At 71.6% G+C, this 23,075-nt stretch carries 20 protein-coding genes; 9 read left to right on the forward strand and 11 right to left on the reverse strand.

Annotated features, from left to right (window positions below; all coding sequences use genetic code 11):
• Positions 1–44: 44 nt before the first annotated feature.
• Positions 45–473 (reverse strand): MarR family transcriptional regulator, encoded by a 429-nt coding sequence (locus AB0C33_RS32485; protein WP_358294414.1) that lies wholly within the window; start codon positions 471–473, stop codon positions 45–47.
• 64 nt (positions 474–537) lie between these two features.
• On the opposite strand from AB0C33_RS32485, the gene AB0C33_RS32490 reads away from it, so the two are divergent.
• Positions 538–1,413: an MBL fold metallo-hydrolase gene (locus AB0C33_RS32490; protein ID WP_358294415.1), complete on the forward strand. Its 876-nt coding sequence runs from the start codon at positions 538–540 to the stop codon at positions 1,411–1,413.
• Here AB0C33_RS32490 and AB0C33_RS32495 read toward each other — a convergent pair.
• The 3 genes from AB0C33_RS32495 to AB0C33_RS32505 form a co-directional block, all read right to left on the reverse strand.
• The gene (locus AB0C33_RS32495; RefSeq protein WP_358294416.1) at positions 1,410–3,164 is read right to left on the reverse strand and encodes an ABC transporter ATP-binding protein; all 1,755 of its coding nucleotides are present in this window, start codon (positions 3,162–3,164) and stop codon (positions 1,410–1,412) included. The two genes, AB0C33_RS32490 and AB0C33_RS32495, sit on opposite strands and share 4 nt — an antisense overlap.
• A gap of 2 nt (positions 3,165–3,166) precedes the next feature.
• Complete coding sequence (locus AB0C33_RS32500) at positions 3,167–4,855, reverse strand: ABC transporter ATP-binding protein (protein ID WP_358294417.1); 1,689 nt, start codon at positions 4,853–4,855, stop codon at positions 3,167–3,169.
• 84 nt (positions 4,856–4,939) lie between these two features.
• Positions 4,940–6,115, reverse strand: coding sequence for an MFS transporter (locus tag AB0C33_RS32505; RefSeq protein WP_358294418.1), 1,176 nt, complete (start codon positions 6,113–6,115; stop codon positions 4,940–4,942).
• Between the two features lie 45 nt (positions 6,116–6,160).
• Between AB0C33_RS32505 and AB0C33_RS32510 the strand changes: the two genes are divergently transcribed.
• The 5 genes from AB0C33_RS32510 to AB0C33_RS32530 are packed head-to-tail and all read left to right on the forward strand — an operon-like array spanning position 6,161 to position 13,171.
• Positions 6,161–9,673, forward strand: a complete 3,513-nt coding sequence (locus AB0C33_RS32510; protein ID WP_358294419.1) for a nitrate reductase subunit alpha — start codon at positions 6,161–6,163, stop codon at positions 9,671–9,673.
• Positions 9,673–11,274 (forward strand): nitrate reductase subunit beta, encoded by a 1,602-nt coding sequence (narH, locus tag AB0C33_RS32515; RefSeq protein WP_358294420.1) that lies wholly within the window; start codon positions 9,673–9,675, stop codon positions 11,272–11,274. The genes AB0C33_RS32510 and narH overlap by 1 nt, the downstream gene beginning before the upstream one ends.
• On the forward strand, positions 11,271–11,825 hold the full coding sequence (gene narJ, locus AB0C33_RS32520) for a nitrate reductase molybdenum cofactor assembly chaperone (protein ID WP_358294421.1): 555 nt from the start codon (positions 11,271–11,273) through the stop codon (positions 11,823–11,825). The genes narH and narJ overlap by 4 nt, the downstream gene beginning before the upstream one ends.
• Positions 11,822–12,502 (forward strand): respiratory nitrate reductase subunit gamma, encoded by a 681-nt coding sequence (narI, locus tag AB0C33_RS32525; RefSeq protein ID WP_358294422.1) that lies wholly within the window; start codon positions 11,822–11,824, stop codon positions 12,500–12,502. Before narJ ends, narI begins: the two co-directional genes overlap by 4 nt.
• Before the next feature lie 48 nt (positions 12,503–12,550).
• On the forward strand, positions 12,551–13,171 hold the full coding sequence (locus AB0C33_RS32530; RefSeq protein WP_358294423.1) for a phosphotransferase: 621 nt from the start codon (positions 12,551–12,553) through the stop codon (positions 13,169–13,171).
• 54 nt (positions 13,172–13,225) lie between these two features.
• Here the strand turns inward: AB0C33_RS32530 and AB0C33_RS32535 are convergent, their stop codons facing one another.
• Entirely contained in the window at positions 13,226–13,645 is a 420-nt protein-coding gene (locus AB0C33_RS32535) for a spore-associated protein A (protein ID WP_358294424.1), read from the reverse strand.
• Between the two features lie 261 nt (positions 13,646–13,906).
• Between AB0C33_RS32535 and AB0C33_RS32540 the strand changes: the two genes are divergently transcribed.
• A complete protein-coding gene (locus AB0C33_RS32540; protein ID WP_358294425.1) occupies positions 13,907–14,296 on the forward strand; it encodes a VOC family protein in 390 nt (129 codons plus the stop codon).
• 53 nt (positions 14,297–14,349) lie between these two features.
• Here AB0C33_RS32540 and AB0C33_RS32545 read toward each other — a convergent pair whose 3' ends face one another.
• Positions 14,350–15,537, reverse strand: a complete 1,188-nt coding sequence (locus AB0C33_RS32545; protein ID WP_358294426.1) for an RtcB family protein — start codon at positions 15,535–15,537, stop codon at positions 14,350–14,352.
• A 266-nt stretch (positions 15,538–15,803) separates the two neighbouring features.
• Here AB0C33_RS32545 and AB0C33_RS32550 point away from each other — a divergent pair, with 266 nt between their 5' ends.
• Positions 15,804–16,742 (forward strand): sensor histidine kinase, encoded by a 939-nt coding sequence (locus tag AB0C33_RS32550; RefSeq protein WP_358294427.1) that lies wholly within the window; start codon positions 15,804–15,806, stop codon positions 16,740–16,742.
• 37 nt (positions 16,743–16,779) lie between these two features.
• On the opposite strand, the gene AB0C33_RS32555 is transcribed toward AB0C33_RS32550, so the two are convergent.
• The 5 genes from AB0C33_RS32555 to AB0C33_RS32575 all read right to left on the reverse strand — a co-directional run bounded on the left by AB0C33_RS32555 (position 16,780) and on the right by AB0C33_RS32575 (position 22,000).
• The gene (locus AB0C33_RS32555) at positions 16,780–17,919 is read right to left on the reverse strand and encodes a CU044_5270 family protein (RefSeq protein WP_358294428.1); all 1,140 of its coding nucleotides are present in this window, start codon (positions 17,917–17,919) and stop codon (positions 16,780–16,782) included.
• The gene (locus tag AB0C33_RS32560) at positions 17,916–18,446 is read right to left on the reverse strand and encodes an RNA polymerase sigma factor (RefSeq protein ID WP_352352915.1); all 531 of its coding nucleotides are present in this window, start codon (positions 18,444–18,446) and stop codon (positions 17,916–17,918) included. Before AB0C33_RS32560 ends, AB0C33_RS32555 begins: the two co-directional genes overlap by 4 nt.
• A 136-nt stretch (positions 18,447–18,582) precedes the next feature.
• The gene (locus tag AB0C33_RS32565; RefSeq protein ID WP_352352916.1) at positions 18,583–19,323 is read right to left on the reverse strand and encodes a succinate dehydrogenase/fumarate reductase iron-sulfur subunit; all 741 of its coding nucleotides are present in this window, start codon (positions 19,321–19,323) and stop codon (positions 18,583–18,585) included.
• A complete protein-coding gene (locus tag AB0C33_RS32570; protein ID WP_352352917.1) occupies positions 19,320–21,245 on the reverse strand; it encodes a fumarate reductase/succinate dehydrogenase flavoprotein subunit in 1,926 nt (641 codons plus the stop codon). The genes AB0C33_RS32565 and AB0C33_RS32570 overlap by 4 nt, the downstream gene beginning before the upstream one ends.
• On the reverse strand, positions 21,242–22,000 hold the full coding sequence (locus AB0C33_RS32575) for a succinate dehydrogenase cytochrome b subunit (protein WP_352352918.1): 759 nt from the start codon (positions 21,998–22,000) through the stop codon (positions 21,242–21,244). Before AB0C33_RS32575 ends, AB0C33_RS32570 begins: the two co-directional genes overlap by 4 nt.
• A gap of 132 nt (positions 22,001–22,132) precedes the next feature.
• On the opposite strand from AB0C33_RS32575, the gene AB0C33_RS32580 reads away from it, so the two are divergent.
• Positions 22,133–23,062, forward strand: a complete 930-nt coding sequence (locus AB0C33_RS32580) for a LysR substrate-binding domain-containing protein (protein WP_358294429.1) — start codon at positions 22,133–22,135, stop codon at positions 23,060–23,062.
• Positions 23,063–23,075: the final 13 nt, after the last annotated feature.

A 23,075-nucleotide genomic window follows, 5' to 3' on the forward strand; every position in this document is an offset into this window, starting at 1 on the left:
ACGATGCTGACAGCGCCGGACGATCATCGCAACCCCGGCAGGCGCTACCGCGGCGCCGCCCGCTCCAGCAGCTCCTGGAGCACGGACTGCTCGCCGGGCGTGAGCGCGGCCAGCGGCGAGCCCTCGGTCAGCAGGCCCAGCAGGCGCTCCCGCAGGCCGGCGCCCTCCTGGGTGAGCACCAGCAGCTTGGCCCGGCGGTCGCTGGGATGGGGGCGGCGCTCCACCACCCCCTGCTGCTCCAGCCGGTCGATGACGAACGTGGCGTTGGAGGGCTCGCACCCCATGCGCCCCGCCAGGTCGCTCATGGTCATCGGGCCGGTCAGCTCGCGCAGCGCCACCGCCTGGGCGGCGGTGAGGTCGAGCGCGGCCGCGCGTTCCCTGACGTGCCCCTCGATCTGCCTGGCGAGCGCGCCCACCAGGCCGCAGAGGTTCCGCTCGGCCGCGGCCCGCGCTTCGGCTTCGGACGTTGTCATACTCCAAAACTACCTCAAGCTTGGATGTTTGCAACTTGAAAGGTTCTGGCTATAAGTTTCCGCCATGAGCACTTCTGAGAGCCTTCGTCTGCGCCGCCCGTCCACCCTCCGGTCGTTGCGGGTCGGCGATCTCAAGGTCACGTTCGTGCCCGACGGGAGCGTGCGGCTCAAGCCGTACGGCTGGCTGCCGGGCACGACCGAGCGCGACTGGGCCGAGAACGCCGACCACCTGGACGAGACCGGCAACCTCGTGGCCGGCATCGGCGGCCTGCTGGTGGAGGCGGGCGAGCGGGCCCTGCTGATCGACGCGGGCGTGGGCCCGGTGCACCAGCCGGACGACCCGGCCGACCCGCTGATCGGCGAGCTGCGCGGCGGCGACCTGCCGGCCAACCTCGCCCGGCTGGGCCGCCGTCCCGAGGACGTCGAGGCGGTGGCCTTCACCCACCTGCACATCGACCACATCGGCTGGGCCTGGCACCCGGCCGCCGGCGGGCCCGCGTTCCCGTCCGCCGAGTACCTGTTCGCCGAGCCCGAATGGACCGAGCGCCACCGGACGCTCGACTTCGGCACGCCGGCGGAGGCCCTGACGACCATGGCTCCCCGGGTCAGGACGTTCGGCGACGGCGAGGAGATCTTCCCCGGCGTGCGGGCCACGTTCGCGCCGGGTCACACCGCCGGGCACACCGCCTACACGATCACCTCGGGCGGACAGCGGCTGCTGGCCTTCGGCGACGCCCTGCACTCCCCCGTGCAGGTGCGCCGTCCCGAGTGGCCGGCCGGTTCCGACCTGGACCGCGTGGCGTCGACCGTGCACCGGCGGCGGCTGGTCGAGGAGCTGCTGCGGCCGGACACGATCGGCTTCGGCATCCACTTCGCCGACGTGGTCTTCGGCCGCGCGCGGGACACGGCCGAAGGTCCGGTCTGGGAGCCCGTGGCCTAGGGAGTGGCGGCGGGGGTGCCGTGCCAGCTCGCCCACAGGGCCGCGTACGAGCCGCCCTCGGCGACCAGCTCCTCGTGCGGGCCCAGCTCGGTGATCCGGCCGTCCTCCACGACGGCCACCCGGTCGGCGTCGTGCGCGGTGTAGAGCCGGTGGGCGATGGCGATCACCGTACGGCCCTCCAGGACGGCGGCCAGCGAGCGTTCCAGGTGGCGCGCGGCCCGCGGGTCGATCAGCGAGGTGGCCTCGTCGAGCACCAGCGTGTGCGGGTCGGCCAGGACCAGCCGCGCCAGCGCGAGCTGCTGGGCCTGCGCGGGCGGCACGGCGGCGCCGCCGGACCCGACCTCGGTCTCCAGCCCCTCGGGCAGCGTCCGCACCCAGTCGAGCGCGTCGACGGCGGCCAGCGCCGCGCGCACCGCCGCGTCGTCCGCGCCGGGGCGGGCGATCAGCAGGTTGTCGCGGACGGTGCCCTTGAAGACGTGGTGCTCCTGGGTGACCAGCGCGACGTGCCCGCGCAGGTCGTCGAGCGGCAGGTCGACCAGCGGCACGCCGCCCACGCTCACCTCGCCGGTGCGCGGCCCGTGGATGCCGGCCAGCAGCCGCCCGAGCGTGGACTTGCCGGCCCCCGACGGGCCGACCATGGCCAGCCGCTCGCCCGGCTCGACGGTCAGCGACACGCCGTGCAGCACGTCGCGGCCCTCGCGGTAGGCGTACCTGACGTCGTCGGCCCGCAGCAGCTCGCCGGCCGGGCGGGCCGCGGAGGGCTCGCGGTCGTCGGGCACGTTGGCCACGCCGAGCAGCCGGGCCATGGCCGCGCCGCCCACCTGGAGCTCGTCGATCCACATGAGGAACCGGTCGAGCGGGTCGATGAGCTGCTGGGCGTAGACCAGGGCGGCGGTGACCTGCTGGACCGTCACCCAGTCGTTGGTGTAGAACAGGCCGCCGACCAGGAGCGTGGAGACCACCGGGATCACGTAGCCGAGCTCGACCGCGGGGAACCAGAGCGTCCGCAGGCCGAGGGTGTACCGCTCGGCGGCGTAGGAGCGGCTGATGTCGCCGTCGGTGCGCTCGCGCCGGCGTTCCTGGAGGCCGAGCGCCTCCACGGCCCGCGCGCCCTCGACCGTCTCGGCCAGGCCCTCGGTCATGTCGGCGTACGCGGCGTTCTCGCGCAGGTAGCCGTCGCGCGCCCGCTTGAGGTACCAGCGGGTGGCGAACCAGATCAGCGGGCCGGCGACCAGCATCGGCAGCATGAGCTGCGGGCTGACCAGCACCAGCGCGCCCATGGTGATCACGAACGTGACCAGCGCGATCAGCGTCTCGGGCACGGCGTGCCGGACGGTCCTGGACAACGAGTCGACGTCGCGGGAGGTGCGGGTGATCAGGTCGCCGGCGCCCGCCCGCTCGACCGTGGACAGCGGCAGGCCGAGCACCCGGTCGACGAACTCCTCCCGCAGCTCGGCCAGCACCTTCTCGCCCAGCCTGGCCGAGGCCAGCACGGCGAAGCGGACCAGCAGCCCCTGGAGGAACAGGAACGCGCCGATGACGACGGCCACGAGCAGCCCGTCGACCTCGCCGCCGTCCTGGACGGTCTGGACCAGGCTGCCGAGCTGCCACGGCACGACGAGCCCGGCGACGGCGGCCAGGCCGTGCAGGGCCAGGGCGACGGTGAGCTGCCGCGGGTACTTCAGCGTCAGCCTGCGCGCGTAGGCGCGCACCTGTTTCCGGTCGGCGACCGGCAGGATCTCGCGGGCCACGGTCAGCCCTCCCCTCGGGTCACGGTCGCGGCGTACTCGGGGGACGCGTCCAGCAGGTGCCGGTGTGTCCCCTCGGCCAGCACCCGGCCGCCGGCCACGTAGACCACGTGGTCGGCCCGGTCGAGCACCAGCGGGCTGGTCGTGCAGATCATGGTGGTGCGGCCCGCGCGCGCCTTGGCCAGCCGCTCGGCGATGCGGGCCTCGCTGTGGGCGTCGACGGCGCTGGTGGGCTCGACCAGGATGAGCACCTCAGGGTCGGCGACCAGGGCCCGCGCCAGGCGCAGCCGCTGCTGCTGGCCGCCGGAGAACTCGCGCCCGGCCTCGGACACCTGGGCGTCGAGGCCGTCGGGCAGCGCCTCGACGATGTCCTCGGCGCAGGCGGCGTGCAGGGCGGCGCGCACGTCTTCGTCGGTGGCCGCGTCGCGGACGTCGAGCTCGTTCCTGAGCCTGCCGGTGAACAGGCGGGCGTCGTTGCCGGCGACCAGGATGCGCGCGCGGATCTCGGCCATGGGCAGCGAGGCCAGCTCGACGGCGCCGAAGGTGACGTCGCCGGGCGCGTACCGGCCGAGGCGGTCGGCGATGGCGGCGGCCTCCTCGGGCGCGTCGGCCGCGACGGCGGTGAGCATGCCGGGCTGGAGGGTGACGCCGCTGTAGCAGTCGCGCAGCACGCCGCCGCCGCTGGTCTCGGTGCCGCCGGCGACCTCGGGCTCGATGGCCAGGATGCGGATGACGCGGCGGGCCGCGACGTGGCCCTTGGTGAGCTTGTCAGCGGCCTCGGTCAAGGTGCGCAGCGGGCCGATGAGGAAGGCGGCGTAGCCGTAGAGCGCGACGAGGTCGCCGGTGCTGATCTCGCCGCCGACCGCGAACGTGGCGCCGATGCCGGTGACGACCGCGATGAGCAGGCCGGGCAGCAGGATCTGGGCGCCTTCGAGCAGCGACTCGACCCGGGCCACGCCCACCCCGGCGTGCCGCACGCGCTGGGACTCCTCGCCGTAGCGGCCGGCGAACACCTGCTCGCCGCCGATGCCGCGGAGCACCCGCAGGCCGGCCACGATGTCGGCGGCCCTGGTGGACAGGTCGCCGGTCAGCTCGCGCTGCCGCTTCTGCCGCCGGTGCAGCGGCTTGAGCAGCGGCGAGACGGCGAGCGCCATGAGCGGCACGCCGAACAGCACGAGCAGCCCGAGCGGGACCGAGGTCGTCAGCAGGATCACGGTGACCGCGACGATGGCCACCACGGACCCGGTGCCGCGCAGCAGGATGTCCATGGAGCTGCCGATGTGGGCGATGTCGGAGTTGCCGACGCTGACGACCTCGCCGGTCGAGACCTTCTTGGGCAGCGTCGCCCCGAGCCTGGCGGCCTGCCGCGCGGTCAGCTGGACGGTGCGGTAGGCGGCCGACAACCAGTTGAACACCGCCATCCGGTGCCGCATGATCCCGGTGAACGCCTGCAGCAGCCCCAGCCCGAGCAGGATCGACGCCCAGGTCAGCAGCGCCCGGGTGTCCTTGGCGGTGACCGCGTCGATGCCCTTGCCGAGCACCGCGGGCACGAGCGCCTGCACCAGCCACCACAGGGTGGCGAAGCCGATGCCGGCGAGCAGGGCACGCGCCTGACGCCGCGCGTTCCACCACAGGTAGCGGAGCGGGCTGCGGATGTCGGGCAGGCCGGGATCGGCCTCAGGAAGGGAGCGCATGGTCTGACAAGGTTGACAAGCCGGCGCCCGGCCCGGCAAACGGTTTTTCGCCTGGCTGACGATCGGGCACGCGCCCGCGCCGGGCTAACGATCGGGCACGTGCCTGAACGTGCGCACGGTGTAGAGCAAAGTGACCAAGGCGGTCAGCGCGAGCAACAGGTAGCCCACGGTGTACGACCCGGACGCGCCGTAGACGGCCCCCATCACCAGCGGCGGGAAGTACCCGCCGAGCCCGCCGGCCGCGCCCACGAGCCCCGTCACCGTCCCCACCTTCGACGCCTCGACGAGCTCGGCGACCAGGGCGAAGACGCCGCCCGTGCCGAGCCCGAGGAAGAAGGCGATGAGCACGAAGCAGGCCCCGGCGGGCACCTCGGCGGGCGGCCGGAACGACAGCGCGACCGCCATCACGACCGTCCCGGCCAGCGAGATGAGCAGCACCCTGACCGGCCCGATCCGGTCGGACAACGTGCCGCCGATCGGCCGGGCGGCGACGGCGGCGATCGAGAACCCGGCCGCCCGCAGCCCGGCGCCGGTCTGGGCGAAGTGGTAGACGTTCTGGAGCAGGGTAGGCAGGTATGTCGAGAACGCCACGAAGCCGCCGAAGGTGACGGCGTACAGGAAGGCGCACTGCCAGGTGGCCCTGAGCTTCGTGGCCTCGCGCATCCTGGGCAGGGCCGGGGCGGTGGCGGGCGACCAGGCGGGCGAGTCGCGGCTGCCGCCGATCATGATCACGCCCATCAGGGCGAGCACCGCGGCCATGAGCAGGTGGGTCGGGAACCGGCCGAACTCCTCCACCAGGCGGGGGGTGAAGAACGCCGACAGCGCGGTCCCGCCCATGCCGGCGCCGAACACGCCGGTGGCGAACCCTCTGCGGGCGGGCTCGTACCAGGCGTTGACGAACGGGATGCCGATGGCGAACGACGTGCCGGGGACGCCCAGCAGGAAGCCCCAGAACAGCAGCCACCCGTACGACTGGGACCAGCCCACGAACAGGACGGGCACGATCGACACGAAACAGATGACCGCGAACATGCGCCGCCCGCCGAGCCGGTCGGCCAGCACGCCCACCGGGATGCGACCGAGCGAGCCGACCAGCACCGGGATCGCGACCAGCAGCGAGGTCTGTGTCGCGGACAGGTGCAGCTGCCTGCTGTAACTGCCCGACAGAGGGCCGATGAGGTTCCAGGCCCAGAACGTCACGGCGAAGGCCGCCGTGGCCAGCGCCAGGTTCCGCACCTGACCTTTACGAAGCGCAGACATACACCCTGTGTAACAGAGGGTCACCTTCTGTGATGAAGTGGGGGTATGAGCGCCGAGGATCTCCTGCTGAAGACCGGTCGGTTCCTCCGCAGATCGGCCACCAGTGGTGACCTGCGGACTCTCTACCTGAAAGGCGGCACGGAAGGCGACGCGTTCTACCGCGACCGGTGGAGTCACGACAAGGTGGTGCGCTCGACGCACGGCGTGAACTGCACGGGTTCGTGCTCGTGGAAGGTGTTCGTCAAGGACGGCATCATCACCTGGGAGACGCAGGAGACCGACTATCCGGGCGTGGGCCCCGACCGGCCGGAGTACGAGCCGCGCGGCTGCCCGCGCGGGGCGGCCTTCTCCTGGTACACCTACTCGCCGACCCGGATCCGCTACCCGTACGCGCGGGGCGTGCTGGTCCAGCTCTACCTGGAGGCGCGGGAGCGGCTGGGCGACCCGGTGGCCGCCTGGGCCGAGGTCACCAGCGATCCGGAGAAGCGGGCGAGCTACCAGGGCGCGCGCGGCCGGGGCGGGCTCGTCCGGGTGACCTGGGACCTGGCCGTCGAGATGATCGCCGCGGCGCACGTGCACACCATCCAGGCGTACGGGCCGGACCGGGTCGCGGGGTTCTCGCCCATCCCGGCGATGTCGATGGTCTCGCACGCCGTCGGCTCCCGGTTCGTGTCGCTGATCGGCGGCACGATGCTCTCCTTCTACGACTGGTACGCCGACCTGCCGGTGGCCTCGCCCCAGGTGTTCGGCGACCAGACCGACGTCCCGGAGTCGGCCGACTGGTGGGACGCCGCGTACCTGGTGATGTGGGGCTCCAACGTCCCGGTCACCCGCACGCCGGACGCCCACTGGATGGCCGAGGCGCGCTACCGGGGCCAGAAGGTCGTGGTGGTCTCGCCCGACTACAGCGACGCGGCCAAGTTCGCCGACGAGTTCCTGAGCGTGCGTCCCGGCACGGACGGCGCCCTGGCCATGGCCATGGGCCACGTGCTGCTGAAGGAGTTCTTCGTCGACCGGGAGGTGCCCTACTTCACCGACTACGTCAAGCGCTGCACCGACCTGCCCTTCCTGGTCACGCTGCGCGAGCACGGGGACGCGTACGTGCCGGACAAGTTCCTCACGGCCAAGGACCTGGGCTCGGCGGAGGAGGCGGCCGAGTGGAAGACCGTGCTCATGGCCGGGTCCGGCGAGCCGGTGGTCCCGAACGGCTCGGTCGGCTTCCGCTGGACCGACTCGGGCGAGGGCCGCTGGAACCTCGACCTGGACGTCGACCCGAAGCTCACCCTGTACGGCGGCGAGTCGGCCCAGCTCCTGCTGCCGCGCTTCGACGGCGAGGGCTCCCTGCGCCGCGGCGTGCCGGTCGCCCGCGTCGCCGGACGGCTGGTGACCACGGTGTTCGACCTGCTGCTGGCCCAGTACGGCGTCCCCAGGCCCGGCCTGCCGGGGATCTGGCCCGGCGGGTACGACGACGCGGCCGAGCCGTACACGCCGGGCTGGCAGGAGCCGGTCACCGGCGTCCCGGCCGAGCGGGTGGTCAAGATCACCCGTGAGTTCGCCAGGACGGCCGAGACCACCCGCGGCCGCTGCATGATCATCATGGGCGCGGGCGCCACCCAGTGGTTCCACGGCGACACCATCTACCGGGCCTTTCTGTCGCTGCTGCTGCTGACCGGCTGCCAGGGGCGCAACGGCGGCGGCTGGGCCCATTACGTCGGCCAGGAGAAGTGCCGTCCGCAGAGCGGCTGGGCGGTGCTGGCCGGCGCGCTCGACTGGTCGCGCCCGCCGCGGCAGGCGCCCGGCACGCCGTACTGGTACCTGCACACCGACCAGTGGCGTTACGACCGGTTCGACGCGGGCGCGCTGACCTCGCCGCTCGGGCCCGGCGCGTTCCGCGGCAGGCACACGGCCGACCTGGTGGCCGAGGCCGTGCGCAACGGCTGGATGCCCATGTCGCCCGCCTTCGACCGCAACCCGCTGGAGCTGGGCGAGCACGAGGACCCCGTGGCGTACACGCTGGAGGAGCTGCGGCGGGGCAGGCTCCGGCACGCCGCCGAGGACCCCGACGACCCGGCCAACTGGCCGCGGGTGCTGACCCTGTGGCGGTCGAACCTGCTCGGCTCGTCGGCCAAGGGCAACGAGTACTTCCTGCACCACCTGCTCGGCGCCACGTCCAACCTGGAGCACCCCGACCCCGAGGCGCCGAGGGGCAAGCTGGACCTGCTGCTCACGCTCGACTTCCGGATGACGTCCTCGACGGTCTACTCCGACATCGTGCTGCCCGCCGCCACCTGGTACGAGAAGTACGACCTGTCCTCGACGGACATGCACCCGTTCGTGCACGCGTTCAACCCGGCCATCTCGCCGCCCTGGGAGACCAGGACGGACTTCGCCGCCTTCCACGCCATCGCCAGGGCCTTCAGCGCGCTGGCCAAGGAACGGCTGGGGGTGCGCAAGGACGTCGTGGTGGTCCCGTACCAGCACGACACGCCGGGCGAGACCGGGCAGCCCGGCGGGCGCGCGCCCGGCGCGCCGGAGCCGACGCTGAAGGTGGTCGAGCGCGACTACGGCGCGGTCGCGGAGCAGCTGGCCGCGCTCGGCCCGCTCACCGAGCGGCTCGGCCTCCAGGTCAAGGGCGTGACCTTCATGCCGGACGAGGAGGTCGCCTGGCTCGGCCAGCGCTGCGGCCTGGTGCCGCGCGGCGTGGCCAAGGGCCGCCCCGAGCTGGACACCGACGCCAAGGCGTGCGAGACGATCCTCGCGCTGTCCGGGGTGAGCAACGGCAGGCTGGCCGCCCAGGGCTTCCGCCAGCTCGCCCGGCGCACCGGCCGCAGCTTCGACGACCTGATGGACGAGGGCCACCGCATCGTCTTCGCCGACACCCAGGCCCGGCCCACGCACGTCGCGGCCAGCCCGGAGTGGTCGGGCAAGGAGGCGCACGACCGCCGCTACTCGCCGTTCACGATCAACGTCGAGAACGGCAAGCCCTGGCACACGCTCACCGGCCGCATGCACTTCTTCCTCGACCACGACTGGATGCACGAGTACGGCGAGGCCCTGCCGGTCTACCGCCCGCCGCTGGACATGGCCGAGCTCTTCGGCGAGAGCGCCACCCTGCGCTACCTGACCCCGCACTCCAAGTGGTCGATCCACTCCGAGTACCAGGACAACCTGCTCATGTTGTCGCTGTCGCGCGGCGGCCCGACCATCTGGATGTCCACCGAGGACGCGACCCGGCTCGGCATCGCCGACAACGACTGGATCGAGGCGGTCAACCGCAACGGCGTCGTGGTGGCCAGGGCCATCGTGTCCCACCGCATGCCGCAGGGCACGGTCTACATGTTCCACGCCCAGGACCGCCTGATCGACGTGCCGAAGACGGAGGAGACCGGCCGCCGCGGCGGCATCCACAACGCGCTGACCAGGGTGCTGATCAAGCCCACTCACATGATCGGCGGCTACGCCCAGCTCTCGTACGCCTTCAACTACCTCGGCCCCACGGGCAACCAGCGGGACGAGGTCACCACCATTCGCCGCAGGTCGCAGGAGGTGCGCTACTGATGAAGATCATGGCTCAGATCGCCATGGTGATGAACCTGGACAAGTGCATCGGCTGTCACACCTGTTCCGTCACCTGCAAACAGACCTGGACCAACCGTCCCGGCGTCGAGTACGTCTGGTTCAACAACGTCGAGACCCGGCCCGGCCAGGGCTACCCCCGCCGGTACGAGGACCAGGAACGCTGGCGGGGCGGCTGGAAGCTCGACCGCAGGGGCCGGCTGACACTCCGCGCCGGAGGACGGTTCCGCAAGCTGGCCAACATCTTCGCCAACCCGCTCATGCCCTCCATCCAGGACTACTACGAGCCCTGGACCTACGACTACGAGAACCTGACCCGGGCCCCGCTGTCCGACGACGTCCCGGTGGCGCCGCCGCGGTCGCTGATCAGCAACGAGCCCATGAAGATCCGCTGGAGCGCGAACTGGGACGACAACCTGGGCGGCGACCCGTCCCCCGACCCGGTGCTGGGGAAGCTGGCGGAGCAGGTCAGGCTGGAGTTCGAGCAGGCGTACATGTTCTACCTGCCGCGCATCTGCGAGCACTGCCTGAACCCGTCCTGCGTGGCCTCGTGCCCGTCGGGGGCCATGTACAAGCGGGCCGAGGACGGGATCGTCCTGGTGGACCAGGACAGTTGCCGGGGCTGGCGGATGTGCGTGACGGGGTGCCCGTACAAGAAGGTGTACTTCAACCACCGGACCGGCAAGGCCGAGAAGTGCACGTTCTGCTACCCGCGGGTCGAGGTGGGGCTGCCGACGGTGTGCTCGGAGACCTGCGTGGGCCGCCTGCGCTACCTCGGGGTGCTGCTCTACGACGCCGACCGGGTGAGCCAGGCCGCCTCGGTGGCCGACGAGCGGGACCTGTACGAGGCCCAGCTCGGCGTCTTCGTCGACCCCGACGACCCGGCGGTGGCCGCGTCGGGGCTGCCCGCCGACTGGATCGAGGCGGCTCGCAGGTCCCCGGTCTACGACCTGATCATGAAATATCGCATAGCGCTCCCCCTTCATCCGGAGTACCGGACGTTGCCGATGGTCTGGTACGTCCCGCCGCTCTCCCCCGTCGTGGACGCCCTGGCGAACACCGGGCACGACGGCGAGGACGCGGACAACCTGTTCGCCGCCATCGAGTCGCTGCGCATCCCCGTGGAGTACCTGGCCGAGCTGTTCACCGCGGGCGATCCCGTCCCGGTGACGGCCGCGCTGCGCCGTCTGGCCGCGATGCGCTCGTACATGCGGGGGGTCAACCTGGGGCAGGAGCCGGTCCTGCCGGACACCGGCCTGACCGAGGACGACATCAGGTCCATGTACCGCCTGCTGGCCCTGGCCAAGTACGAGGAGCGGTACGTGATCCCGACCGCGTACGGCAACGTGCCCGGTGTGGTCGAGGAGGCCGGCTGCAGCCTCGACTACTACGGCGGCCCCGGCATGCAGGCCCCCTTCGGGGAGGCGTCGGGCAAGCCGATGCCGGTCTCCGTCGAGTCCTTCCACGGCCTCAAGGACCGCCAGACCAGCGACGAGATCACCCACGACCGGGTGAACCTCCTCAACTGGGACGGCCGGGGCATGCCAGCAGGACTCTTCCCGCCGAAAAAGGGAAAATCATGAACAAGGCTGTGATCTGGCAGGCCGCCGCGCACCTGCTCGGCTACCCCGACGAACGTTTCCGCCGCCGCCTGCCGCTGATCAAGGAGGCCGCCGAGCCGCACTTCGCGGCGTTCCTGGCGCGGATCGCGGACATGGACGCGGGCGACCTGGCCGCGCACTACGTCGACACGTTCGACCTGCACCGGCGCTGCTGCCTCTACCTGACCTACTACACCGACGGCGACACCCGCCGCCGCGGGGCGTCCCTGGCCGCGCTCAAACAGCGTTACCGCGTGGCCGGCTGGGAGCTGATGGACGACGAGCTGCCCGACTTCCTGCCGGTCGTGCTGGAGTTCGCGGCGCTCGACCCGTCCGGGGCGGCGCTGCTGCGGGAGCATCGCATCGGGCTCGATCTGCTGCTGTCCGCCCTGACCGAGCTGGACTCGCCGTACGCGGAGGTGATCGGGGTGGTGTGCGCGGCCCTGCCGCCGCCCACGGCCGCCGAACGCGCCGCGGCGCACCGCCTGGCCGCCGGAGGACCACCCGCCGAGACCGTGGGAGGGTACCGGTGAGCTGGGGCGAGAGCATGTTGTGGGTGGTCGCGCCGTACGTCACCCTGGTGATCTTCATCGGCGGCCTGATCTGGCGCTACCGGTACGACAAGTTCGGCTGGACCACCCGGTCGTCGCAGCTCTACGAGAGCCCGCTGCTGCGCGTGGCCAGCCCGGTGTTCCACTACGGCCTGATCTTCGTGATCATCGGGCACGTGACCGGCCTGCTCGTCCCGCTCTCCTGGACGGACGCGATCGGCGTGTCGAACGAGGCGTACCACGCCAACGCCCTGATCTGGGGCGGCCTGGCCGGGCTGGCCACGCTGGCGGCGCTGGTCCTGCTGGTCTACCGCCGCCGCACGAACGGGCCCGTCTTCCTGGCCACGACGAAGAACGACAAGACCATGTACGTCGTGCTCGCCGCGTCGATCGTCGCGGGCGTGGTGACGACGGTGGCGGGGTTCGTGCCGAGCGAGGTGAGCTACCGGACGACGGTCGCCCCCTGGTTCCGCGGCGTCTTCGTGCTCGACCCGGACGCCACCGCGATGGGGCACGCGAGCATCCTTTACAAGGTGCACACCGTGATCGGGATGGCGTTGTTCGTGCTTTTCCCGTTCAGCCGCCTCGTGCACGCCCTTTCGGCGCCGATCACCTATTTGTTCCGCCCTTACATCGTGTATCGGGCCCGGTCCCGATAGCGCGCCGCGCCGCCCGGAACGGGGGCCGGTGCGTCAGAATCGTTGGCTGTGGAGCACGGGTACACCAACAGCACGGTCGGCGACGGCGCTCTGGTCGTCAAGTGTTACCAGGGCCCGGAGGCCGCCTTCAGGCTGGGCACGGAGAGCAGATACCTGCGCCGGCTGCGCGGCCGGCTGCCGGTGCCGCGCGTGCACCAGATCACCGCCACGAGCCTGACCACCCGCTTCGTGGCCGGCGCCCACGGCCAGGACCTGCTCGACGAGGGCCGCGCCGCCGAGGTGCTGGCCGAGTGCGGCCGCGTCCTGGCCCGCATCCACCGCCTCGGCATCGTGCACGGCGACTACGGGCCCCAGAACCTGCTGTTCGACCCCGCCACGTTCGAGACCACCGCGATCCTCGACTGGGAGTGGGCCCATCCGGGCCGGCCGGTGGAGGACCTCGCCTGGTGCGAGTGGATCGTCCGCAGCCACCACCCCGAGCACGTTCCCCTGCTGCCGCGCTTCTTCGACGCCTACGGCGGCCCGGTGCCGTCCTGGGCCGAGCGGCAGGCGTCGATGGTGGCGCGCTGCCGCGACCTGCTGGAGTTCTGCGGCCGGTGGGAGCCGGGCGGGGGCGGCGAGAAGTTGTGGCGCGAACGCCTCGACCGCACCGCCGCCTGGAGCGCCTGACGCGTCCCGCGGCGCCCGAGCCCCGGGAGCGAGGCCCGGACGTCCTGACGGGGATCAGCCGCAGTGGCTCCAGCCGCTGGTCCACACGTACGGCGACTCGTCCCACGCGCCGCCCCACTTGACGCAGGTGTCCACGGCCGACAGGATCACCGGCCCGGCGTACGACTTGAACTCACCGGCGTCGGTCTTGGTCGCGCCGCCCTGCACGCTCAGCGTCGCCCGCATCCACCGCGTGTACGGCGTCTTGTTGACCGTCACCACGCAGTTCTTGCCGGTGCCGGAGTTGTAGGACAGGTAGATCGTGCCCAGCGCCGTGCTGCCGGACTTGAACGGGTGCGAGTCGATGACGCGGAACCCGGACCCGCACACGCCGGCCGGGTCCACGGCGGCGACGGCGGCCTGTGCGGGCAGGGCGGCGGCCAGACCGCAGGCGAGCACGCCCGCGGCGAAGAGCGTCTTGGTGATCGTGCGCATGTTCATCCTTACTGTCGCTCTTGAACGCCCGTCAGCTTCGCGCAGCGAGTGATCAAGAAAGCGAACAGCAGGCGAACAACACACAAATGCGATTTCGGTTCCCCCGTAATCCACGGCCTTCCGGCTCGTCCCGGGGGCGACCGCGCAGGTGCGGCGGGGTCATCCCAGCGCCGCGGCGAGCCGCGTGATCTCCGCCACAACGGCGCCGAGACCGGGCAAGTCTCCTGCGACATGCGCCCTGCTTTGGGGCAGGATCCCACCATGGTGTCGGTACTGCAGAATGTCGCGATCGACTGCGCGGATCCGTACGAGCTCGCCCGGTTCTGGAGCGAGGTGACCGGCTGTCCCGTGCATCCGGAGGACCGCCCGGGTGACGAGGAGACGCGGGTGATGCTGAAGGAGGGCCCGATCCTGCACTTCAACAAGGTGCCGGAGCCGAAGGCGGCCAAGAACAGGCTGCATCTGTGCCTGCGTCCCGACTCCACGCGCGACGAGGAGGTCGAGCGCCTGGTGCGCCGGGGCGCCACCCTGATCGCCGACCTGCGCGAGCCGGACGGCACCGGCTGGGCGGTGCTCGCCGACCCCGAGGGCAACGAGTTCTGCGTCCTGCGCAGCGCCGCGGAGCGCGCCGGGACGGCCCCGCACCCCTGAGCCGTCCCGCGTGACCGCGCACCCGCACGACCCGTCTCAGGGCCGTGCGGGCCTCAGCCCTTGATGGAGATGAGCTGCCGCAGGTGCGCCACGACCTCCACCAGGTCCCGCTGCGCGGCCATCACCGACTCCAGGTCCTTGTACGCCCCCGGGATCTCGTCGATCACCCCGGGATCCTTGCGGCACTCGACCCCGAACGTCTGCTCCTCCAGGTCCTTGACCGTGAACGTCTTCTTGGCCTTGGTCCTGCTCATCTTCCGGCCGGCCCCGTGCGAGGCCGAGTTGAACGCCCGCGGGTTCCCCAGCCCCTTCACGATGTACGTGCCGGTGGCCATCGAGCCCGGGATGATCCCCAGGTCCCCGCTGCCCGCCCGGATCGCCCCCTTACGGGTGACGAGCACGTCCACCCCGTCGTAGCGCTCCTCGGCCACGTAGTTGTGGTGGCAGGAGATGGGCTGGTCGAAGCCGATGCCCGGCAGGTGACGGCGCAGGACGTCGCAGACCAGGCCCATCATCAGCGCCCGGTTGCGGCGCGCGTAGTCCTGGGCCCAGTACAGGTCGCGGCGGTAGGCGTCCATCTCCGGGGTGTGGCCGAGGAACACCGCCAGGTCCCGGTCCACCAGGCCCTGGTTGTGGGAGAGGCGGCGGGCCACCCCGATGTGGTGCTCGGCCAGTTCCTTGCCGATGTTGCGCGACCCGGAGTGCAGGACCACCCACACCCAGCCCTCGTCGTCGGCGCACACCTCCAGGAAGTGGTTGCCGCCGCCGAGCGTGCCCATCTGCGCCTCGGCCCGCTCGCGGCGGGCGTGGACGGCCGGGGCCAGGTCGTCGAACTCGCGCCAGAACTCCGCCCACCCGGCCGTCCGCATCCCGTGCACCTTGCCGGGATCGACGGGCCGCTTGTGGTGCTGGAAGCCGACGGGGACCGCCTGCTCCAACTTCCCCCGCAGGTAGGCCAGGTTGTCGGGAAGCTGCGACGCCTTGTACGAAGTCTTCACGGCCGTCATCCCGCAGCCGATGTCCACCCCGACGGCCGCCGGCGACACCGCGTCCTTCATCGCGATGACCGACCCGACCGTCGCCCCCTTGCCGTGGTGCACGTCGGGCATGACGGCGACGCCATGGACCCAGGGCAGGTTGGCCACGTTCCGCAACTGCTGCATCGCCTGCGGCTCCACCGTCTCCGGCTCCGCCCACATCCGCAGCGGATGCCTGGTCCCGCTCACCTCGTTGTACGCCATGTCGCCTCCTCCCGGCCGCCTTCATGAACACGATCTATCTGGCCAGACACGACATACCCCCTGCAACCGATTTAGTACGGCCCCCGCCCCCGAAGATCTTGGCAAGCCCGGTCCGGGTCCGTGCTCCATTGGCTATGGTGACCGTGGTGTGCCGACATACACCCTGTATGCGCGCACCCGGGAGATATACCGTTGAGAACGGCCCGACCCCTCCAACCGATCGTGGCCGGGCAGCAACTCGCCGTCGCGGAGAAAACGGGGCGCACATGATCGCCGTCGCCGACCAGCCGGACGAGCATCCGCTGGTCCACCAGGCGCTGGTCTACTCCACCGACGCCGGCTTCCTGGCCGCGGCCGTGCCCTTCTGCCGCGACGGGCTGGCCGCGCGGGACAGGGTGCTCGTGGTGACCACGGCCGCCAACATCGGCCTGCTCGCGCGGGCCCTCGGCGGCGACGCGGGCGAGGTCGAGTTCGTCGAGGCCGGCGGCTGGTACGACGCCCCGGGCCGCACCCTGGCCGCCTACGGCCGCTACCTCGACGCCCATCCCCGCGTCAGGGTGATCGGCGAGCCCGTCTGGCACGGCCGCACCCCGGTCGAGGAGGCCGAGTGGACCCGGTACGAATCGGTGCTCAACGCCGCGTTCGCCGCCCGCGCGGCCTGGATGGTCTGCGCCTTCGACGCGCGCACGGTGCCGGACCGGGTCGTCGGCGGCGCCCGCCGGACCCATCCGGGGCTGCTGACCGGTGACGGCCCCCGTGCCAGCACCGACTACGTCGAGCCCGAGTCCTTCAGCCACGCCTCCGACCACGACCCGCTGCCGCCTCCGCCGTCCGGGGCCGCCGACCTGCGCTTCGACGGCGACCTGCACCGCGTGCGCCGGCACGTGCGGGCGACCGCCGAACGGCTCGGCCTGTCCCGCGCCCTGACCGACCGCCTGCTGCTGACCGTCAACGAGGTCGCCGCCAACGCCGTCGAGCACGGCGGCGGGCACGGCGACCTCGCGATCTGGACCGACGGGAACGCCGTCGTGTGCGACGTGACCGACCCGGGCAAGCTGACGGCCGTCCTGCCCGGTTACCTGCCGCCCGCCCCGACCGCCCTGCGCGGGCACGGCCTGTGGGTGGTGCGCCAGCTCTGCGACCTGCTCCAGGTGCGTTCCGAGCCGACCGGGACCCGCTTCCGCCTGCACCTGCTGCGCGACTGACGACACGGGCCGCCGCGGGGGGCTGCTCGGCCGGGCCTCAGCGCTTGGGGCCGGCGTCCGTCCAGCCGGCCTCCAGGACGGCCTCGGAGCTCGACACCGCGCCCGGCTCAAGTCCTCCCCGCTGCCCGCGCGGCTCGACCAGCACGGTCTCGGTGCCCAGCGCCCGCCCGGTGGCCTCGTCGAAGATCAGGCGGCTCTCCCGCAGCCCGGTCCTGTCGTCGTCCTGCTGGATGGCCGCGGCCGTGCCGGTGCGGCCCTCGGCGTCGGTGACGTTCTCGATGACCTTGACGGAGTCGAGCCCGGCCAGCATGCGGAAGGCGGCCCCGCGCACCTGCGGCGTCACCGGCATGTCGACGATCAGTCCGACGCTGACGGTGAACAGCCAGACGTCGGAGGACATCTCCACGCTGGACGACTCGGTCGAATGCCCGTCGTAGCTGTCGAGCAGCCACTTCTTCAGCTTCGCCGGCTCGTCCGGCAGGCCGCGCAGGTCCTTCATCGTGACGTTGCGGCCGAGCCAGAACACCTTGTCGCCGTCCACCAGGGGGGTGTGGCTGGTCGTGGGCTTGCCTTCCGAGGTCGGCAGGCGCAGCCGGCTCAGCTTCTTCACGGGCGGCACCACCTCGATCTCGCCGGGCGAGCCGGCCCGCTCCCAGGCCAGCCGGTCGGCCTCGGTCGCGGGCAGCGCGCCGAGCCGCTGCTGGCGGCTCCACTGCTCGCCGCCGGTGGCGCGCGGCGTCCACTCCTCGTTGCGCTCCCGGTCCACCACCAGGTAGCCGCCCTGGACGGCCGGGTAGACGTACCTGCTCACCGACGAGGTGTACCACCAGGCGCCGGTGCGGTCGGGCTGCCGGTCGGCCTTCTCCGCGGCGGCCAGCAGCACCTCCCTGGCCGACAGCGTGACCTTGCGCGGCGTCGCCGACGCGCTCTGCCCGGCCTGCGGAGCCTGCTTCCTGGGCGCCGGAGCCGCGTTCCCCGCCACCACGACGGCCACCGCGGTCGCCCCCGCCGCCAGGGCCGCGAGCCCCCACACCGGCCGTACGGCCGTGCGCCGGCGCCGGGATCCGCGCGGCCCGGACATGGCGTGCGCGAGCTCGGCGGCCCTGGTGTGCTCGTCCACCGGCCGGTCGCCGAGGTGCGCGGGCCGCGCGGCCCGGAGTTCGTCCATCGGGTTCATGACCACTCCTCGCTGAGGTTGCGCACGTAGGGACGGGACGGTTCGGCGGACTCCATGGCTCGCGTGAGCCGCTTGCGGGCCCGGTGCAGCCGGACGCGGAAGGCCGCCGACGAGCAGCCGACGACCCGGGCGCCCTCCTTGGGCGACAGCCCGTGCCAGGCGACCAGCATGAGCACCTCCCGGTCGTCCTCGTGCAGCTCGGCCAGCGCCCGCAGCACGCCCATGCGCTCGGTCACCTGCTCGGCCACGTCCGGGCGGCCGTCCTCGGTCCACGAGCTCAGCTCGGCGGCCAGCGCGTCCCTGCGCGCCTGCGAGCGGGCGTCGTCGCGCAGGAGGTTGCGCGCCACGCCGAGCAGCCACGGCAGCGGCGGCTCCGGCACGTCGTCCAGCCGCCGCCACGCGATGGCGAACGTCTCGCTCACCACCTCGTCGGCCACCTGCCGGCCCGCGCGACTGACCGCGTAGGCCCACACCCGTTGTCGGCATTCGTCGTACATGCCGGTGAAACGGTGGGAATCATCCGTCACCGCGCAGCCCCTTCGTCCCTGATGCGTGCTTCTGACACCGGGAAGTGGTGGGAACGGCCGTGTTGTTACAGCTTGCCGGAAAAAGCAGAAGCCCCGCCCCCGGTGGCGTTCCGGGACGGGGCCTGCTCGACCTGGCTTACTTGGCGTTGGCCTTGAGGTAGTCGCTGTTCATCTGGGCAATGGTGTCCAGCGGGATGCCCTTGGGGCAGACCGCCGTGCACTCGCCGGTGTTCGTGCAGCCGCCGAAGCCCTCGGCGTCCATCTGGTCCACCATGGCCTTCGCGCGGGTCAGGCGCTCGGGCTGGCCCTGGGGCAGCAGGCTGAGGTGGGTGATCTTGGCGGCGGTGAACAGGGAGGCCGAGCCGTTCGGGCAGGCGGCCACGCAGGCGCCGCAGCCGATGCAGGTCGCGGCGTCGAACGCGGCGTCGGCGTCCTCCTTGCGCACCGGGACGCTGTGCGCGTCCGGGGCCGAGCCGGCCGGCACCGAGACGAAGCCGCCCGCCTGGATGATGCGGTCGAACGCGCTGCGGTCCACGACCAGGTCCTTGACCACCGGGAACGGCGCGGCGCGCCACGGCTCGATGGTGATCTCGGCGCCGTCCTCGAAGTGGCGCATGTGCAGCTGGCAGGTCGTCGTGGCGCGCTGCTCGCCGTGCGCCACGCCGTTGATGACCATGCCGCACATGCCGCAGATGCCCTCGCGGCAGTCGTGGTCGAAGGCGATCGGGTCGTCGCCCTCCAGGATCAGCCGTTCGTTCAGCACGTCCAGCATCTCCAGGAACGACATGTCCGGGGACACGTCCTCCACCCGGTACGTCACCATGCGTCCGGCGTCCGAGGGGGCGCTCTGACGCCAGACCTTGAGGGTCAGGTTCACTTGTAGCTCCGCTGGGTCATCTTGACGTACTCGTACTCGAGCGGTTCCTTGTGCAGCACCGTCTCGCCGGAGGGCGTGCGCTCCCAGGCCGAGACGTGCGCGAAGTGCTCGTCGTCGCGCAGGGCCTCGCCGTCGGGGTCCTGCGACTCGGCGCGGAAGTGGCCGCCGCAGGACTCGGTGCGGACGAGGGCGTCCAGGCACATGAGCTCGGCCAGGTCGAAGAAGTCGGCGACGCGGCCGGCCTTCTCCAGGACCTGGTTCAGCTCCTCGGCGGTGCCGGACACCTTGACGTTCTTCCAGAACTCCTCGCGCAGCTCGGGGATGCGCTCAAGGGCCTTGCGCAGCGACTCCTCGGTGCGCTCCATGCCGCAGTAGTCCCACATGAGCTTGCCCAGCTCGCGGTGGAAGGAGTCGGGGGTGCGGGTGCCGTTCACCGACATCAGGCGGTCGATCCGGGTCCGGACCTTGATCTCCGCCTCGGCCACGGCCTCCTCGTCCACCTCGCCGTACGGGCCGTTGGCCAGGTAGTCGCCGATCGTGGTGGGCAGCACGAAGTACCCGTCGGCCAGGCCCTGCATCAGCGCCGAGGCGCCGAGCCGGTTCGCGCCGTGGTCGGAGAAGTTGGCCTCGCCGATCACGAACAGGCCGGGGATCGTGGACTGCAGGTCGTAGTCCACCCACAGGCCGCCCATCGTGTAGTGGACGGCGGGGTAGATGCGCATCGGCACGTCGTACGGGTTCTCGCCGGTGATGCGCTCGTACATCTCGAAGAGGTTGCCGTACTTCTTCTCCACGGCGTCGCGGCCGAGCCGGCCGATGGCGTCGCGGAAGTCGAGGTAGACGCCCAGCCCGCCAGGGCCGACGCCGCGGCCCTCGTCGCAGACGTTCTTGGCGGCGCGGGAGGCGATGTCACGCGGGACGAGGTTGCCGAAGGCCGGGTAGATGCGCTCCAGGTAGTAGTCGCGCTCCTCCTCCGGAATGTCGCCGGGGGCCCGGTCGTCGTCCTTGCGCAGCGGCACCCACACCCGGCCGTCGTTGCGCAGCGACTCCGACATCAGCGTCAGCTTCGACTGGTACTCGCCGGAGACCGGGATGCAGGTCGGGTGGATCTGCGTGTAGCACGGGTTGGCGAAGTACGCCCCGCGCTCGTGCGCCCGCCAGATGGCCGTCGTGTTGCAGCCCTTGGCGTTCGTGGACAGGAAGAACACGTTGCCGTAGCCGCCGGTGGCCAGCACCACGGCGTCGGCCAGGTGCCGCTCGATCTCGCCGGTCACCATGTCGCGCACGATGACGCCGCGCGCCCGGCCGTCGGAGACGATCAGGTCGAGCATCTCGTGGCGGGTGTGCATCTCCACGGTCCCGGCCGCGATCTGCCGCTCCAGCGCCTGGTAGGCGCCCAGCAGGAGCTGCTGGCCCGTCTGGCCGCGGGCGTAGAACGTGCGGGAGACCTGGGCGCCGCCGAACGAGCGGGTGTCCAGCAGGCCGCCGTACTCGCGGGCGAACGGCACGCCCTGGGCCACGGCCTGGTCGATGATGTTCACCGACACCTGGGCCAGGCGGTAGACGTTCGACTCGCGGGCGCGGAAGTCGCCGCCCTTGACCGTGTCGTAGAAGAGCCGGTAGATCGAGTCGCCGTCGCCGCGGTAGTTCTTGGCGGCGTTGATGCCGCCCTGGGCGGCGATGGAGTGGGCGCGCCGGGGCGTGTCCTGGTAGCAGAACGACTTGACGTTGTAGCCCAGCTCGCCCAGGGTCGCCGCGGCCGAGCCGCCCGCCAGTCCGGTGCCGACGACGATCACGTTGAGCTTGCGCTTGTTGGCCGGGTTGACCAGCTTGGCGCTGAACTTCCGCTTCTCCCACCGCTCCTCGATGGGACCGGCGGGCGCCTTGGTGTCCCGGATCTCCGAGCCTTCGGTGTACTTCACTTCACAACTCCGAACGTGATGGCGAGGGGCGGGGCCAGGAAGCCGACGACCAGGACCGCCGAGACGAGGGCGGCCGTCAGGCGCAGGCCGCGGTAGCGGCTGCGGTTGGCCCAGCCCAGCGTCTGGAAGGCGCTCCAGATGCCGTGCCGCAGGTGCAGGCCGACCATGACGACGGCCACGAGGTAGATGAGGGTCACCCACCAGCGGGACGGGTCGAAGCCGGCGACCATGCGGTCGGCGGGCTCGGAGTCGAAGCCCTTGGGGTTGACGACGCCGAAGGTCAGGTCGAGCAGGTGCCAGATCACGAACAGCAGGATCGTCAGGCCGCCGAACCGCATGATGTGCGTGGCGTAGCCGTTGGCCTGCGACTTCTTGGCCACGTACTTGACCGGACGGGCCTTGGCCGCCTTGCGCGCCAGCGAGATCGCGGCCCACATGTGCAGCACGACCGAGACGACGAGCCCGATCTCCAGGATCGTCAGCACCGTCCGGTACGGCGCGATGGGCTCAAGGAGCGTGCGCAGCGCGACGGCGTACTCGTTGAACGAGTCCTTGCCGAGGAAGATCTTCAGGTTGCCCAGCATGTGCAGGACGAGGAAGGACACCATCACGGCGCCCGTGACGGCCATGACGACTTTCTTGCCGTTCGACGAGCTCAGGAACCGGCTCGGCTTCTTGGACGTCGGTGCGGGCGAGGCACCCTTGGGGGCGTTAACAGGCGCGGTGGCGGCGCCGCGCTCTATCGTGGCAGTCACGTTTGAACGCTAGGTATCCAGCAATGATCCGTCCAAGTCATCGCGGATCTGGATTCCATAGCTTCCGGCTATGATGCTTGGTTTATACGGTCGGCATAAGGAAAAATGCTCGGCCGGTGCGAGGAAAATCACATGCAGTTGCAGCAGCTCGCCTACTTCGTCGCGGTCGCGGAGACCAGGCACTTCACCCAGGCGGCCGAGCGCATGCGGGTCGCCCAGCCCTCGCTCAGCAAGCAGATCAAGGCTCTGGAGAACGACCTCGGCGCCCCGCTGTTCTCCCGCGCGCGCGGCAACGTCACGCTGACGGCCGCGGGCGAGGCGCTGCTGCCGCTGGCCCGCCGGATGCTGGCCGACGCCGACACCGCCCGGCAGGAGGTGGCCGAGCTGGCCGGGCTGCGCCGGGGCCGGGTGCGGCTGGGGGCCACGCCGTCGTTGTGCGCGGGCCTGCTGGCCGACGCGCTGGCGCGCTTCCACCGGGCCTACCCGGGGGTGGAACTGCTGGTGGAGGAGGGCGGCTCGCGTGACCTGGTCAGGGCGCTGGCCAGGGGGCAGCTCGACCTGTCGCTGATCATCATGCCGCTGCAGAGCGACGACCCGTCCCTGGTGACCGAGGAGATCCTGCGGGAGAACCTGGTGGTGGTCTCGCCCTCGCACGAGCGGGCGCGGGGGCCGTACCTGCGGATCGAGGACCTGCGCGGCCGGCAGATGGTGATGTTCCGGCGCGGTTACGACCTGCGTGAGGCCACCCTCGCCGCCTGCCGTCAGGCCGGGTTCGAGCCCCGGTTCTCGGTGCAGGGCGGCGAGATGGACGCGGTGCTGCGGTTCGTGGAGGCGGGGCTCGGCGTGGCGGTGGTGCCGTCGATGGTGCTCGACGGGCGGCCGGGCCTGTCCGGCACGCCGCTGGCCCCGCCCGGCCTGAGCCGGACGATCGCCCTGGCCCACCGCAAGGACGTCGAACCCACCAGGGCAGCGCAGGCGTTCCGGGAGACCCTGCTCGCCTTCGTGGTCGAGGCCGGACAGGAAGGCACGCTTCCGCAAGGGGTCGAGCTCATCGCAGAATGAGCAGCAACAGCCC

This window comes from Nonomuraea sp. NPDC048881 (assembly GCF_040649795.1).
GTDB lineage: Bacteria > Actinomycetota > Actinomycetes > Streptosporangiales > Streptosporangiaceae > Nonomuraea.